Raw genomic sequence first — 16489 nt, 5'->3', positions numbered from 1 at the left:
TTATAGAGTTATAGATAAGTTCTGCTCACACCACGGAATTACAATTTCTTTGGTTAATGGTGCGAGTTTTGTCTCGGAATCATTAAATTTCACCCACTTCATTTCAGCAATTTCAGCTGCAATTTGTGGGGATTGTTTTAATCGAACCAAATATAAATGGCTAATAAGCTTGTGATCCGGTTCATTGGCAGCTGCTGTCTCAAAACGCCCTATAAACTGTTCTATTACACACGGGCTGCCTATTTCTTCCAAGATTTCACGCTGTATAGCACTTTCCGGAGCCTCATTCGGCTCCAGTTTACCGCCTACCTGCATAAAAGCTTGTGTATTACGCTTTCTGACAAGCAATAATTCATTTTGTTCATTTAAGATCACCGCAGCGGCAACCGTAATTGTTTTCACCTATTTAACCTCATTTATGGTTGAACGTCGGCATTTGTCCATTTCGGAGCAGGAGCCTGATATTGCTCAAATTGTTGAAGAATATCTTCAATTTTGTCTGAGGCAATCAATTTATCAACAAACCGCGCTTGGCTAAATCCGTTATCTACAGTTCCCTGAATCATTTTAAGCAAATCTTCATAAAAGCCAGCTACATTTAGAAAAGCACACGGCTTTTGATGAATACCTAATTGTGCCCATGTCCATTGTTCAAAGATTTCTTCCAATGTACCTGCCCCACCTGGTAAAGCAATAAAACCGTCCGACAGATCTGCCATTTTGGTTTTACGCTCATGCATATTTTCGACGACATATAATTTTGTCAGTCCAGGATGAGCTAACTCGCGATCAACTAAAGCACGAGGAATTACCCCAATGACCTGCCCGCCGGCTTGCAAAGCACTATCAGCAACAACACCCATTAAACCAGAACGGCCACCGCCATAAACGAGTGTTTTACCTTGTTTAGCAATAGCTTCACCGGTTAATTGAGCAATTTGTTGAAAGATTGGGTTTGAACCAAGAGATGAACCACAGAAAATACAAATTGAATTCATAGTATAAAAACCGTTTTATTGAACTGTCATGCTGACAAACTAGACTATCGACAGAGTTTTTTTTTGCAAAATAGCGTATTGGCAAGTGTTTTTCGGCAAATCCTTGTCTAAAATACACCCATCAATTTCCATCAGACTGCGTAAGGAAAAAAGACACATGCTTGAAGCCTTTTATGCCACAGAACGCGGAAGTCTGGAAGATGCCACCATCAATGGTGGATTTGATCTACATCCCGAATTAGTATGGCTTGATCTTATTGCACCCTCTCAAGAAGAACAACAATGGGTCTTAGATGCTTACAATCAGAACTTACCTACACTAAAGTCGTTAGAAGACATTTCATCTTCTGCTCGATTCTACCGTGATGATGACGGTATTTTGCATATCAGCACCTATTTTTTAACGAAAAATAAAAATTATCAGGTTGATGGGGATGCCGAAGATTCTTCCCATATGCTTGCCATGGTGCAGACTGTTGCATTCATCTTACATAAAGACCGCTTATTTACTTTACGTGGTGAAAAGTTAGTTGCCTTTCGTGCTTTTCGTGCTCGAGCTCGTCGTAATGACTACGAAATGGATTATAAAGATCCAACATGGATTTTATTGGGCTTACTTGAAGCAAAGCTAGATGAGCTTGCGGATATCTTGGAAGATATCCACAAGGATCTAGAAAAATACTCAACCGAGGTTCTCAATAACCATCAACGTGAACAGATTTTAGATCTTGATGACATGATTACCCGCTTGGCACAACAAGAAGACATGCTTGGAAAAGCACAGCTCTGTTTAATTGATTTGCGCCGTGTTTTAACGTTTTTGTCTCGTCCACGTGCTTTAGGCAGTCATATCTACGATGCAGATATTCGAGAACTTAGTGAGGATGTTCGCTCGCTTGTCGAACATGACGCTTTCTTATTTCAAAAAGTACGATTCTTGCTTGATACAACGTCAGGATTTATTAACACTGAACAAAACGATACGATCCGTCGATTCTCGATTTTACCAAGTATGTTGGCACCACCTATGTTAATCGCCAGTATCTATGGTATGAACACTGATGTACTTCCTTTCGCACACGGTACAACCAGCTTTATTATCGTTTTACTAATTATTATTGGTTTCTTTATTGGGCCTATCATTTATTTCCGCTGGAAAAAATGGATTTAAAGAGATTACCCAGCAAATTTTGTATATAAAAAAGCACCTAAATTTAGGTGCTTTTTTATCTTTGCTCATCAAACCAAATGTAGGTCTTCTTGCAAATGGCAGGCTTGAATGATTTTCAGCATCTTCTCCGGTACATTTTTAAAATGTAATCCAGACTTTTGTGGAGTTTGACGTAGCCATTGCACTAAAACAGCCAAGGCTAACGTATTACCATGCTCAAGCTGCTTTAAATCAACAATTAAAGGAAAGCTTGTTTGCTTTTTAATAATTGCCAATCCAGCTTGGTATTGTTGTTCAGCATTTTCAAAATCAATTTTGCCTGAAACAACTAACTCTTGGTTAAGATACTGAACCACTCTTCACCTACTTATTTTTGTTTATTCTGATTAACAGCAGCATCTGCATCAGGTTGGAACGTAGCAATTGCTTTATTCAAATCACCGCCATTACGTTTCACAGTTGCAGCAAACTGGTTACGGAACTGCAATCCTAAATCAATACCAGAAACATTGATGTTACGGATTTTCCATTGCGAACCTTTGTCTGCCAACTGGAACGACACAGGAATTTTTTCACCATTGTGATTAAAATCTAAAGTCACAACAGGGTTTTTACCAGCTGTCGCCTTGTATGGACGCATCGTGTAAGTTTGGTTTGTATACTTAGCAAATGCACTACCGTAATTCTCAATTAATGTATTACGGAAGTTCGTTTCAAACTGAGCACGCTGTGCAGCAGTACTATATTGGTTTGTTGCATAAGTACCCATCACAATACGAGTAAACGCTTGTGAATCAACATACGGGTCTAAGTTTTGGCGTACAATTGTTTTTACTAATGCTGGGTTATTTTGCAATTTAGCATGATCGGCTTTTAAACGAGAAATCAAGCCATCAGCAACACGCTTAATAAAGTCAGGTGGTGCTTCTGAAGGTGCAGCAAAAGCTGTACCAGCAATCATAGTAGACAAAATACTTGCTGTAAGGGTTTGTTTAAACAACGTATTCACCTGGAACCACTCCTTCAAATAATCTCTTACTCAACAAATGACGGCTGTGCACTGCTGTCAGTACTTGCAGGAGCTTTTTCTTCTGCTGAGGATGAACCAGCGGCAACCTTACCTGCGCCACCACCAGTAATAAATTTACTAATAAGATCTTCTAGATCCATCGTTCCTTGGGTATTAGAAATAGTATCGCCACGTTTAAGGTAGTTTAGACCACCACCCGGTACGATTTTTAAATATTTCTCACCCAATAAACCATTGGTTGCAACCATTATATAAGCATCTTCATCAATACTTGTGATGGAGTTCATGTTACTGATCAGTTGCTGTTCCATTGTTTTTTGTTGCGCTGGAGTCGCTTGCGTATAATCAGAACTATAACGTAATTCGTCTAAAGCATTTTTTTGAACTTCTTTTAACTGTTCAGCATTAAAGCTTGTCAGTTTTCCATCAAGATCAAAAGTAACCGTAGCCAAACGTGTAACCGGATCAAGCGTGATTGAATCAACGCGGCCAATTGTTACACCGCTCATCGTCACTTTAGCACGAGGCTTTAAACCATTAACGTTATCAAACTGAGCTTTCATGGTGTAGCCATCGCTCAAGTTCGTGCCCACTAAACCACTCACTTTCATTGCTAAAAAGAATAAAGCGATACCGAAGATAATGACAAAGATACCTACGGCCAGCTCACTAGTACGTGATTTCATTAAATCCCTCCGAACATGACCGCAGTCAACACGAAATCAAAACCTAAAACACATAATGAAGAATATACAACCGTGCGGGTCATTGCCGTTGCAATGCCTTCAGGTGTCGGATCACATGCATACCCTTGGAAAACAGCAATCCATGTACACAGCAAAGCAAATACAATGCTCTTAATAATGCCATTTACGACATCGTGGCCAAATTGAACATTATTTTGCATACCACTCCAAAAGGAGCCTTCATCAACGCCAAGAAAGTCAACTCCAACCAATTTACCGCCAACAATACCAATCGCAGCAAAAATAACGGTTAACATTGGCAAACTGACTATACCAGCCCAAAGACGTGGTGATACGATTTGCTTTAAAGGATCAACACCAATCATTTCCATACTGGCAAGCTGTTCACTTTGTTTCATCGAACCAATTTCAGCAGTCAATGCAGAACCTGCTCGTCCAGCGAAGAGCAAAGCTGCAACAACCGGTGCAAGCTCACGCAGTAAAGTTAAAGACACCATTGTGCCTAGCATTGATTCACTACCAACATTGACTAATATTGAGTAGCCTTGCAATCCGAGTACCAGACCAATAAATAAGCCTGATACCGTGATAATAAGTAAAGACATTACCCCTACACGATGCATTTGATAGACGAAACGTCCAAAACCGCCCGCTGAAGGTAATGAAAAAATAATCTGTAAGAGCATCAGTGCCGCAACACCAATCCCTCGAATCCGCTCAATAACGAGTCTACCTAACCAGGCAATCGTATTCATGGACGAACCTCGTTATCTAAATAAGCTTGGTGGCTAAACTGGTATTCAACCGGACCTTCTGCCGAGCCGGTTAAGAACTGTTTTACAAATGGAGAAGCATAAGCTTGTAATTCTTCTGGTGTTCCTTCCCCTTGAATCTTCCCTTCCGCTACAACATAAATGTAGTCAGCAATAGATAGGGTTTCAGGAACATCATGCGAAACAATAATTGTAGTTAGATCTAAAGCTTCTCGCAATGAACGAATGAGACGTGTTAAAACACCCTTCACAATCGGGTCTTGCCCCGCAAAAGGTTCATCATACATAATTAAATCGGGATCAAGCGCAATTGCACGAGCTAAAGCGACCCGTCGATTCATACCGCCTGACAACTCAGTAGGCATAAGCTGTTCAGTTCCACGCAAGCCCACCGATTCAAGTTTTAAAGCGACCAGTTCTGCAATGAGATTTTCAGAAAGCTTAGTATGCGCACGAATTGGAAAAGCGACATTTTCATAAACCGACATATCGGTAAATAAAGCTCCACTCTGGAACAGCATTCCCATACGCGCACGTGCTGCAAATAATTCCTGACGTGACATTTGAGCAATATCTTTGCCATCAAGCAAAACTTCGCCCTGATCGGGAACAAGCTGCCCACCAATCAAGCGTAATAAAGTCGTTTTACCTGTACCAGATGGTCCCATAATGGCCGTGATCTGGCCTCGACGTATATTTAAACTAATATTGTCATAAATGACGCGTTCCCCTCGGTTAAAACTCAAGTTTTTCACTTCAATCAGTGATTGAGTCGAGAGAGGAGTTTTATTATTCATAATGGCAATCATTCCTGCACTTTTATGCCCGCATACTATAACACTGAATTTTGGGAATCTTGTTGTAATTTTGACAAAAGCAAAACAAGCTACTATAGGAATATGAGCTAGATTTTGAAAAGAAATTTATTGATCGAGAACTTGAAACTGGTCTACGAAATGGCCAGTTAATAAAGCATAGGCAAAGTAAATTCCATTGCACAAAGCAAGTGCAATAAAAAGATATGGCAAACCACGTTGAAATAAGAATTTACTCAACCATGCCAAAGGCGACTCTTTTCGCTTACTTTTACGCATTATTACAATAAAAATTGAACTGTTTCACACTTTGTTATTTTATAACAAAACTAAAAAATAAAAAAGGCCAGTATGTAAACTGGCCTTTTTTTTAAATCTCTTAAAGATTAACGGTCGAATTTACGACGGCGCTCACCACGAGATTCTTGATTAAAGTGTTCTTCGCGAACTGCGCGACGTGGACGGTCTTCACCACCGAAGCTACGTTTTGGACGATCACCAAAACCACCTTCACGACGTGGACGATCTTCACCACCAAAGCTACGTTGTGGGCGGTCACCGAAACCGTTTTCACGACGTGGTTTATAGTCTACGCGGTTACCACGATTGTCATCATTTGAATCAAAACGAGGCTTATCGTTAAAACCACCTTCACGGCGTGGACGATCTGAGTTGAATTCGCGACGCGGACGATCTTCACCACCGAAGCTACGTTTTGGACGGTCTTCAAAACCACCTTCACGACGTGGACGGTCTGAGTTGAACTCGCGACGTGGACGATCTTCACCACCGAAGCTACGTTTTGGACGGTCTTCAAAACCACCTTCACGACGTGGACGATCTGAGTTGAACTCGCGACGTGGACGATCTTCGCCACCGAAAGCAGGACGCTCACCACGAGGCTTATCATCGAAGCTACGACGTGGACGATCATCACGACCACCTTCACGACGTTTGAAGTTACCTTCACCCTCGAAACGACGACCACCGCCGAAACCACCACCACGACGACCATCACGGCCACCGTTACCACCACGACCGCCTTCACGACGTGGACGAGCTGGAGGTGGAGATGGTTCTAAGCCTTCAATTTCAGAAACATTTAAACGAGCCTCTAAGTAATCTTCAAGCGCACGGATTTTACCGCGTTCACGATAAGTCGCTAAAGTAATCGCTTGACCTGTACGACCAGCACGACCTGTACGACCAATACGGTGTACATAATCTTCATGCTTCATTGGTAAGCCGAAGTTAATAACGTGTGAAATTGTTGGAACATCAAGACCACGTGCAGCAACGTCAGTAGCAACTAAGATTTTCGCACGGCCTTCACGGATACTACGTAAACGACGGTTACGAACTGTTTGCGGCATTGCACCGTGAAGTGCAACAACTGAATGACCGGCTTCTGCAAGTTCTTCAGCCAACATATCTGTATCTTCTTGTGTGCTCGCGAATACAACAGCTTGGTCAAGCGTTTCATCAGCCAACCAGTGAGTCAGAAGTTTCTTCTTGTGTTCGAAACCATCTGTCCAGTGTAAAGTTTGGGTGATGTCAGTATTGGTGCTGTGACCAGTTTCAATTGCAATACGCTCAGGTTCATTCATCATGCGCTCAGCAAGACGAATAATACGGTCAGCAAAAGTTGCAGAGAACATTAACGTTTGACCACGATTCGCAGCCAAGTCACTGATCGCTTCTAAGTCTTCAGAGAAACCAAGGTCTAACATACGGTCAGCTTCGTCCACGATTAAAGCATCAACTTTGTCTAGCTTTAATTGACGACGGTTAACTAAGTCTAATAAACGACCTGGAGTCGCAACTACAACTTGAGCACCTTTAAGCTGTTGAATTTGTTTACCAAAAGGCATACCACCCATAATTGCAGCAATACGAACACCTTTCATGTGACGTACAAAAGCAATTGCGTCTTGGCTAACTTGTTGAGCCAATTCACGTGTTGGGCATAAAACTAAAATGCTAGGCTGAGTCACTGCTTTCATACGTTCTTTGAACGGAACGAAAGTATCTTGACCTGCCAAATTATGTAATGTCGGTAATAAAAATGCAGCAGTTTTACCAGAACCAGTCTGGCTAGAAACAAGAAGGTCTTTACCTTCTAAAGCAGCAGGAATAGATTGTTCTTGCACAGGAGTTGGGTTAGTAAAACCTAAACCTTCAAGAGCTTGTTGTAAGGTTTCGTGCAAAGAAAATTCGGCAAAAGTTTTGCTCATAGAGAGTTCCACCCCAAAGGGTGCTCCATTTTTAATAAATACAAATAGACATCGGCAAAAGCGGCAAAGCAAATATTAGCTGAATCTTATTATTCAGCAGCAATCCGAGTAACGACGATGTGGACTAAACGCACGCTTGATTACGGCCGCAACCTGAAGAATCGCTGAGCGATTGGGGCGCAAGAAATGGTCCTCTCTATGGACAGCGTGCGCTTACAATGAATAGAACAGAATGTTCAGGTAATGAACGGAAATTTAAGTGCGTGGGCGGATTATAGCAGAAAGAATTTAAAAGTCATGTGTTTTAATCAACTTTCTCGGTATTTCTACTGTTATTTGTATTTTACCGACCATTAAAAAGTAAAACCCTCTATAAAAAGAGGGTCTTACTCAGAAATAATTTTTTTAAATTATTTTGCAGCTTTGTCCCAAGCAGGAACTACAGTTTGCATTAATGGCTTTAACATTTTCAGTGAGCATGCAATCACTTGACCATTTTCAAGTGAATCATTACCACCACGTGCGTCAACCACAACACCACCAGCTTCCTTGATAATAAGCTCACCAGCAGCGATATCCCATGGTTTTAAACCAAGTTCAAAGAAACCATCGAAACGACCAGCAGCAACATACGCTAAGTCTAAAGCAGCTGAACCACCACGACGGATTTGAGCACCCGCTTGAGTCACAGCTAATAATGAAGCAAAGTGCTGCTCTGCATAAGACACAATTTCACCAGCACGTTTAGCACGGTAAGGGTGACCTACTGCCAAGAATGTATTTTCTAGGCTATCTTTTACATTTACGCGAATACGACGCTGATTCATCACCGCACCACGACCACGACTTGCAGAGAACAATTCGTCACGTACCGGATCGTAAATTACGCCGTGCTGAGTAACACCTTTGTGCTGAACAGCAATAGAAATACAGAAATGAGGGAAACCATTAATAAAGTTTTGCGTGCCATCAAGAGGGTCGATCACCCAGCACCAGTCTGCATCGTGGCCTTTGCCTTCTTGCAAACCGAACTCTTCACCTAAGAAGCTATGGTTTTTATAACTTTTACGTAATGTATCAATCGTCAATTGTTCTAAATAACGATCTACACGTGTTACAGGACCATCAATGCCTTTCTCTTCAACTTGCAAATCGAGCTTATGACGATTTTGATGCGCTTTTAAAAGCTCTTGACCAACTGTTTGAGCCGCACGCGCAGCCATCACCACCATAGGTTCCATTGAACACCCACTACAATACAAATTTGAAGATTTTGACAAAGAATAATGCATAAAAGCGTATCCATTTTAGCAAATGAATACGCTTTTTGGGAAAAAATGTTTCGAAAAATTTTATTGAGGTATTAAACCACCTGATTTACCTTAAGCCATGCTCGCTCAATCGAGTTCAAAATACCCTTAGCATCTAAACCACAATCTTGTAGCATTTGATTATGTGTCGCCTGATGCAAGAACGAGTCAGGTAGACCTAAATTAATGATAGGTTTAACAATTTGTTCTTGAGCCATAAACTCATTCACTGCACTACCCGCACCACCCATAATCGCGTGTTCTTCAACTGTCACGAATAAATGAGTATGCTCAGCCAAGTCTCGAATCATTTGTTCATCAAGCGGTTTTACGAAGCGCATATTTACAACACACACACTGACTTCATGTTTTTGCGCAAATTGCTCAGCTGCTTCCAGAGCAACCATGACACGACTACCAAATGCTAAAACCGTAATCTGCTCATCACTATTTGCTTTAATTTCTGCAACAATTTCAGCTTTACCCAATTCAAGAACAGTCATCTCTTTTTGGATTTCGACGCCCACACCTGCACCACGCGGATAGCGTACCGCAGCCGGGCCATTATAGGCATAAGCCGTATGAAGCATTTGACGGCATTCATTTTCATCTTTCGGTGCCATGATCACCATATTAGGCACAGTACGCATATAAGCATAGTCATATGCACCTGCATGCGTTGGACCATCTTCACCAACCAAGCCTGCACGGTCAATACCAAAAGTCACGTCAAGATTTTGCAATGCGACATCATGAATAAGCTGATCGTAACCACGCTGCAGGAATGTTGAATAAATGGCGACAACAGGTTTTAGCCCTTCGCATGCCATTCCTGCCGCAAGTGTTACAGCATGCTGCTCTGCAATCGCGACATCGAAGAAACGCTGCGGAAATTGCTTCGCAAATTTGACCATGCCCGAGCCTTCACACATTGCAGGCGTGATTGCAAGCAAGCGCTCATCTTGTGCAGCTTCATCACACAACCACTCACCAAACACATCAGAGTATTTTGGTGGTGTTTTCCCGCCCGAAGCAGCATTAATTTTGCCAATCGCATGGTAAGTAATCGGGTCTGCTTCAGCAGGAGCAAAGCCTTTACCTTTCTTGGTATAAACGTGAACTAAACGTGGACCTTTGCGTTTTTTGAGCGCGTTGAACACCTGAACCAACTGAGTGACATCGTGTCCATCAAAAGGCCCGAAATAATCAAAACCAATTGCTTTAAATAAATTATCTGCCGCGTCGGTTGCCGATTGGTGTAATCGAGAGTTATATGTCCATTTTGGGTGTGGCTGGATATAAGCTTCACCATGTTCATTGACATTAACTAAATGACCTTTTTCCCAAATTGCAGCTAAATGTTTGGCAAAGCCACCTGTACTGCAAGAAATCGACATATCGTTGTCATTGAGTACAACAATTAAATCTGCATCATGAGCAACAGCATCATTCATTGCTTCAAATGCCATGCCCGCAGTCATTGCACCATCACCCACAATACAAACGACTTCACATGGGTCTTTCTGATAGCGACGTGCCAAAGACATACCCAAACCAGCTGAAATAGCAGTTGAAGAATGCCCTACCCCAAAGGTATCAAAAACAGACTCTTCTCTGGCAGGGAAAGCAGCCAATCCATTTTTAGCGCGAATGGTCGTAATTTGTTCACGGCGTCCAGTCAGGATTTTATGTGGGTATGCTTGGTGTCCCACATCCCAAACTAAACGGTCATTTGGTGTATTAAAGCAATAATGCAGCGCTACCGTCAGCTCAACCACGCCGAGGTTAGCACCGAAATGGCCACCACTCTGGCCTGCTGCATATAAAATATATTGACGCAACTCATCAGCCACTTGTAGTAATTGGCTATGCTCGAGCTGACGTAATTGTTGAGGATGATCAATCGCATCTAACAATGGCGTAACAGGGCGTTGAGTTGGAATTTCGGTATACAACATATGTGGCAAAGCCTTTATAAGCCTGGCAAATCCTAAGCTGGGTCAAAATGGGTCGATCATACAATCGAATGAAGTCACCTTCAATCAGCCACATTTGCGAACGAGATCATGCAAAGCAGTCTCTCATACAGTATGGGTATGGTTGGCAGATTATCCTGAATAATCTGACTATTTATCAACTATTATCGTCTTCTTTATACAAAAAAGAAAACCTTAGTGTGCAAAATGATTATGACAATTCGACCAATCTCCCAGCATTACGCTATACTTTAAACCGTTTTCGGTTAAAAGATGAGTTAATCTGTGCCTATAGAGTTCATTGCAACATCAAAACTCCCAACCGCTTTTGGTGAATTCAATATTTCTGTGTTTCAAGATCCCGTAACAGGTGAAGAACATGTGGCACTTTCCAAAGGGTTAGAAAATCCGCCAACGGGTCCTGTTTTAGTCCGCGTACATTCTGAATGCTTAACGGGTGATGCATTTGCATCATTGAAATGTGACTGTGGCCCACAACTACAAGCCACTCAGAAACTCATCAATGAAGCAGGACAAGGTGTAATTTTATACTTACGCCAAGAAGGACGCGGTATTGGTTTAACCAATAAAATTCGTGCTTATGCCCTGCAAGATCAGGGGCACGATACAGTAGATGCCAATTTACTACTGAATTTACCCGCCGATGCACGTCGTTACGATATGTGCAGTATTATGCTCGACCACTTAAAAGTGAAAGAAGTTAAATTAATTACCAATAATCCTTTGAAAATTCAGGCACTCAAAGATCAAGGTATTAATGTCGTAGACCGTGTACCTTTAACTGTCGGCCGTAACCCTTTTAATGAACAATATTTAAAAACCAAACGTGAAAGAATGGATCACCTTTACCAAAAAGATGATTTTTGATTTCGAGTCCAAAATTTAAAAATTATATTTAAGGGATTTTTTCAGGAATTAGAAAAAATCCCTTACTTTTTTTATGGATTTATGTTTTGATGTATCTAATCTATTTCGATCATCTTTGAGGGTCATTATGCAACATCCGACTTCAACAGATATTCAACGTGTCCGCGAATTTCTCCTCGATTTACAAGCCCGTATTTGTGCCGGTTTAGAACAACAAGAAAAAGCTGGTGGTGGGACAGCAGAATTTATCATTGATGATTGGGAGCGCCCTGAAGGCGGTGGTGGCCGTTCACGTGTACTGCAAAATGGTACAGTGATTGAAAAAGGCGGCGTGATGTTTTCACATATTAACATTAGTAAACTGCCTGCTTCTGCAACAGAACGTCACCCTCAAATTGCAGGGGCAAAAGCTCAAGCGCTAGGTGTGTCTTTAGTCATTCACCCTAAAAACCCGAATATTCCAACCTCGCATGCGAATGTCCGCTTATTCGTTGCAGAGCGTGAAGGTCAAGATCCGATTTGGTGGTTTGGTGGAGGTTTTGACTTAACGCCATTTTATCCAGATGATCAAGATGTTTTAAATTGGCACCAAGCCGCTTATGACCTGTGTAAGCCTTTTGGTGACAATGTTTATGCTGAACATAAAAAATGGTGCGATGACTATTTCTATTTAAAGCATCGCGATGAACAACGTGGTGTGGGCGGTTTATTCTTTGATGATTTAAATTGCTGGGATTTCGAAACCTGCTTTAAATATATTCAAGCCGTAGGTAATGGCTATTTAAATGCGATCTTGCCAATTTTCGAAAAACACCGCGAACAGCCTTATACCGAAGCTCAACGCGAATTTCAGCTTTATCGCCGTGGCAGATATGTCGAATATAACTTGGTGTATGACCGCGGTACGTTGTTTGGATTACAAACAGGTGGCCGTATTGAGTCGATTTTAGTTAGCTTACCTAATCTAGCTGCATGGTCTTATCGCCCTGAATGGGATGAAGACTCTCCAGAGAAGCGTTTAACTGACTACTATTTAAAACCTCGTGATTGGTTAGGTTTAGAAGAAAAAGTCGCCTAATTTTTTGTTTTGGGGATTCTTTGGCTTCCACCCTAAAGAATCTCCTTTTTTGATTTCCATTTGCCTTCATTCAAATATTTTTTCTTGTGCTATTTTGACTTATAGTGAGGCCTGCTAAATATTCAGTGCAGGCCCTATCTGCTTCATGCCATTTTAAAATTTTGGATACAACAATGACCAAACAGTTTGCAGTAATTGGCAATCCGATCGAACAATCACGCTCTCCTGAATTGCATCATGCTTTCGCTGAAAAAACAGGTGTTGATCTAAACTATCAAAAACGGCTTGCTCCTCTTGACGGTTTTGAATCGAGCATGCGAAGTTTCTTTGCAGAAGACGGCAGTGGTATGAACGTTACTGTTCCTTTTAAAGAGCAAGCTTTTGCTTTATGTGATGTGTTAACCGAGCGTGCTCAAATTGCTAAAGCTGTAAATACGTTATGGATGGAAAATGGCAAATTGCATGGTGACAATACCGACGGCCAAGGCTTAGTTGCCGCAATTCAAGCTTTAGAATGGAATCTTGAAAATACAACTATTTTAATTTTAGGAGCTGGCGGCGCAACGCGTGGTGTTATTTATCCCCTTGTACAGGCTGGTGCTAAAAAAATCGTCATTGCAAACCGAACTTTAGCTCGTGCAGAACAACTTGTAGATGACTTAAAAACAGCAGTTCCACAAGCCCAATTACAAGCAATTTCCCTAAATGATTTAGAAGGCGATTTTGATATTGTGATTAATGCAACTTCGGCAAGTCTTTCAGGCGATGCTTTACAACTACCTGAAAAATTAAAATTTAAATATGCCTATGAAATGGCTTATGGCAAACCTTCTAGTTTCCTTGATCAAGCGAAACAGCGTAATGTGCCTTATGCGGAAGGTTTTGGCATGTTAGTAGGCCAAGCTATAGAAGCCTTCTCTATCTGGAATAATGTACGACCACAATTAAAAGATTTTCTATAAACCAAAAAAAGAACCTACATATGTAGGTTCTTTTTTATCTTACTTATTATTTTCTAGCGGCAACCATTTGCTTATAAACCTCACGGAAAATTTCATAATCGATAAATTCATTATGTTCAGGTTTTAAGTTCTGAATTGTTTTTTCCGAAAGCTGTTTTTTACGAGCAGCCACATAAACATTCCCTAAAATATCAGCCGTTTCTGATAACAGATGCTTTTCTTCAGCAGAAACACTATTTTGTTTTTCAAACTCTAACTGATACTGTTTTGAGAAAAGTTGGGCTGGCTGTTTATATTGCTTCTGTAGCTTTTGCCAAGCTTCACGCCCTGTTTTACCTTGTATAGTCGTTAATACAATATGATCTACAGCACGTCCTAACTCGTGGTCAAACTGATCATCTTGTTCAAGATGATGTTTTTTCTGTAAAGCGGTAATACGCTCTAAGGCTTTTCCTTGAGGATTATATGTATCTTCATCAGAGAACCAGTAAGCATAAACCTCAGCAATTTCTTGGAGTTGTTGAACTGAGTAATACTTAATATATGACGGTTTTTCGGCAGTCAATTTGGCAATAAATACTGCTTTATAAGTTTTGTCATAAGCATGCGTTGCATCATAGGTTTTATCTGCAAGTACAGCCAGATTTGCATCTAAATCTTGTACATCACTATGTGTGCCCACAGGGTGCTCTGAAACATCACTTTGCCCAAGCTTTTCACTAAAACCTTTAATAAAGTTTTCCAGCATAGAACCTTTACTTGCTTCAGCCACAGATTTAGCTTGTTTAAGCTGCTGCTGATCAATTGAAGTCGCTTTCCCATAATTCAGAATTTGCATATCTGCTTTAATATTGAAGCGGTGCTTAAACTCAGCTGGCGTATAATCAACATCGTAATCCATATTGACTGCACGGCCTTCGTCATCTAAAGCCACATCAATTGTGATTGGGTTTCTTTGCTTCGGTAAAGCTTGTTCAATTTCATCCTTATGTTTTAACCAAAGAGCCTTGAAGGCTTCATCATTAATAAACTGGTTTTGGTTATAAGCTTCAAAAGTTTGCTTTAAAGCGTCCTGACGAGACTTGATTTGCGCTTTTTGAATACTTGTATCGCTCTGATCCAGGACATCAATACCGTAGATTTGGCAATAATTAATATCCCCTAAAGCGACCGGGTTTTTAAGTGATTTTAATTCAATACATTGATCTTCCGTCAGTGCAACTACTTCTTCATTTTCTGAAGTTTGTTCAGTCTCTGCTACAGCTACATCACTCGCCTCTTCACTAGAAGCAGACTCTATTTCCTCATCTTCAGAAGTAGTGGTATTGCCTAAATGAGCATTAACAAGTGAGTACAACTGTTGGCTAACAGCAGCGGCGTCATCAGAAGAAATCTTTTGTTCTTCTTTACCTGCAGTGCCTTTTTTCGCATCAGAAGCAGCAATCTCTGCGGCAAGCGTTTCAGCAAGTTTTTCCTCATCAAGACCTAAAACACTTTTTTGAAGATATTTTTCATTAACTTGCCCAAACAAATCTACTTCTAAAAGTAGTTGCTCAACCGTCGTCTTTAAACGAATTCTTTCAACCGCCCCTGCTTTACGATCAGCCTCAGTCAACGATACACGTTGTAAGTTTTGCGGTTCAGCTAATCGATATGAAACAGCACTTGAAGCTTTAAGGTATTCAATAAATTTCTTCTTATCGACATTTTTAAAGAAGGCTTTATATTTTGAGAAATCAACATAAGCTAAATTATTTTGGTTATCTTTATTGACCAAATATGGCATCAAACCAAAATAATTTATGTAAAACTTATAATTCTCAAGATCAAGCACCATTGGCAATTTTGCCTGAACTAAAAGTGTCGGTTTTTCATATCTAGCAGTTAAATTAAATGAACCCATTTTTTGACGATAATGTATCGAGCCGTCATAACTAAACTGAAGATCATTTAACAAATTAAATAATACGGTATTAATTTTTTCAGAAGGTGCTGAGGAAGTCAGTCCCAAATCACCTTGTTCGTTTGCAATCGCCGCATATAAGGTTTGTTTCTGTGCTTTACTTAAGGCAACTTTTTGTTCACGTAAATATTGATCAATTTTCTTTTGTAATTCAGCATCTAGCTTAGCAGTATTCTCAGCTTTTACATTTTGCTTTATTTGTGAAGGATCAACGGTAATTTTAAAGTTTCCGCGATAATCATAACTTGGGTATTCATACATCGCATTAACACTTTGAATGGCTTTTTGCTCTAAACTCGCAGATGCCACCTGTGGACGCACGCCGTGTTGTGCACATGCCGTCAAGCCCAAACTAAATAAACATAAACTGAGATATTTTAAATGCATAACCTTTTTTAAAACCTTATCGCTTTATCTTTTTAACAAAACTTGCTAAAAATAAAAAAATTAGTTGTTTTTTCACATAAAAGTATAAGTCCCGACTTTAGCAGAAATTATAATTTCAGGTGTATTTATTTTCGACAAAATTCGCTTTTCTGACATTCCTTTCGGGTGCGATTAACATTGTATTTTTATCATGCGAG

At 40.6% G+C, this 16489-nt stretch carries 16 protein-coding genes; 4 read left to right on the top strand and 12 right to left on the bottom strand.

Features of this window, described 5'->3' with window-relative positions:
* Positions 1–402, bottom strand: coding sequence for an NUDIX hydrolase (locus tag MKL36_RS11590; protein ID WP_000849701.1), 402 nt, complete (start codon positions 400–402; stop codon positions 1–3).
* A 14-nt stretch (positions 403–416) separates the two neighbouring features.
* Positions 417–998, bottom strand: a complete 582-nt coding sequence (locus tag MKL36_RS11585) for a TIGR00730 family Rossman fold protein (RefSeq protein ID WP_001084310.1) — start codon at positions 996–998, stop codon at positions 417–419.
* Between the two features lie 157 nt (positions 999–1155).
* Between MKL36_RS11585 and MKL36_RS11580 the strand changes: the two genes are divergently transcribed.
* Positions 1156–2169 carry a CorA family divalent cation transporter gene (locus MKL36_RS11580; RefSeq protein ID WP_000888321.1) on the top strand — a complete coding sequence of 338 codons (1014 nt, stop codon included), beginning with the start codon at positions 1156–1158 and terminating at the stop codon, positions 2167–2169.
* A 68-nt stretch (positions 2170–2237) separates the two neighbouring features.
* On the opposite strand, the gene MKL36_RS11575 is transcribed toward MKL36_RS11580, so the two are convergent.
* From MKL36_RS11575 to dxs, 9 genes are all read right to left on the bottom strand, one after another.
* Positions 2238–2525, bottom strand: a complete 288-nt coding sequence (locus tag MKL36_RS11575) for an STAS domain-containing protein (protein WP_000250997.1) — start codon at positions 2523–2525, stop codon at positions 2238–2240.
* Between the two features lie 11 nt (positions 2526–2536).
* On the bottom strand, positions 2537–3178 hold the full coding sequence (locus MKL36_RS11570; RefSeq protein ID WP_001093907.1) for an MlaC/ttg2D family ABC transporter substrate-binding protein: 642 nt from the start codon (positions 3176–3178) through the stop codon (positions 2537–2539).
* A gap of 26 nt (positions 3179–3204) precedes the next feature.
* Entirely contained in the window at positions 3205–3885 is a 681-nt protein-coding gene (mlaD, locus tag MKL36_RS11565; protein ID WP_000842362.1) for an outer membrane lipid asymmetry maintenance protein MlaD, read from the bottom strand.
* Entirely contained in the window at positions 3885–4661 is a 777-nt protein-coding gene (gene mlaE / locus MKL36_RS11560) for a lipid asymmetry maintenance ABC transporter permease subunit MlaE (protein WP_001091949.1), read from the bottom strand. Before mlaE ends, mlaD begins: the two co-directional genes overlap by 1 nt.
* Positions 4658–5476 (bottom strand): ABC transporter ATP-binding protein, encoded by an 819-nt coding sequence (locus MKL36_RS11555; protein ID WP_002019647.1) that lies wholly within the window; start codon positions 5474–5476, stop codon positions 4658–4660. The genes mlaE and MKL36_RS11555 overlap by 4 nt, the downstream gene beginning before the upstream one ends.
* Positions 5477–5602: 126 nt before the next feature.
* Positions 5603–5773, bottom strand: a complete 171-nt coding sequence (locus tag MKL36_RS11550; protein ID WP_001232173.1) for a hypothetical protein — start codon at positions 5771–5773, stop codon at positions 5603–5605.
* A 107-nt stretch (positions 5774–5880) separates the two neighbouring features.
* Complete coding sequence (locus MKL36_RS11545) at positions 5881–7728, bottom strand: DEAD/DEAH box helicase (protein ID WP_000047395.1); 1848 nt, start codon at positions 7726–7728, stop codon at positions 5881–5883.
* Positions 7729–8138: 410 nt separating this feature from the next.
* Entirely contained in the window at positions 8139–8969 is an 831-nt protein-coding gene (locus MKL36_RS11540; protein ID WP_000433617.1) for an inositol monophosphatase family protein, read from the bottom strand.
* Positions 8970–9091: 122 nt separating this feature from the next.
* Entirely contained in the window at positions 9092–10996 is a 1905-nt protein-coding gene (gene dxs, locus MKL36_RS11535; protein WP_000967377.1) for a 1-deoxy-D-xylulose-5-phosphate synthase, read from the bottom strand.
* A 303-nt stretch (positions 10997–11299) separates the two neighbouring features.
* Between dxs and ribA the strand changes: the two genes are divergently transcribed.
* The 3 genes from ribA (at position 11300) to aroE (ending at position 13942) form a co-directional block, all read left to right on the top strand.
* Positions 11300–11902, top strand: coding sequence for a GTP cyclohydrolase II (gene ribA, locus MKL36_RS11530; protein WP_001121174.1), 603 nt, complete (start codon positions 11300–11302; stop codon positions 11900–11902).
* Positions 11903–12029: 127 nt separating this feature from the next.
* Entirely contained in the window at positions 12030–12980 is a 951-nt protein-coding gene (gene hemF, locus MKL36_RS11525; RefSeq protein WP_001164616.1) for an oxygen-dependent coproporphyrinogen oxidase, read from the top strand.
* Between the two features lie 173 nt (positions 12981–13153).
* On the top strand, positions 13154–13942 hold the full coding sequence (gene aroE / locus MKL36_RS11520; protein ID WP_021510124.1) for a shikimate dehydrogenase: 789 nt from the start codon (positions 13154–13156) through the stop codon (positions 13940–13942).
* Between the two features lie 46 nt (positions 13943–13988).
* Here aroE and MKL36_RS11515 read toward each other — a convergent pair whose 3' ends face one another.
* Positions 13989–16292 (bottom strand): hypothetical protein, encoded by a 2304-nt coding sequence (locus MKL36_RS11515; protein WP_021510125.1) that lies wholly within the window; start codon positions 16290–16292, stop codon positions 13989–13991.
* Between the last annotated feature and the right edge of the window lie 197 nt (positions 16293–16489).

Origin of the sequence: Acinetobacter sp. AOR12_HL, assembly GCF_027855275.1 — a bacterium.
GTDB lineage: Bacteria > Pseudomonadota > Gammaproteobacteria > Pseudomonadales > Moraxellaceae > Acinetobacter > Acinetobacter baumannii.
The sequence above is the reverse complement of the archived record's forward strand: the minus strand, read 5'-3'. Positions and strand labels throughout refer to the sequence as shown.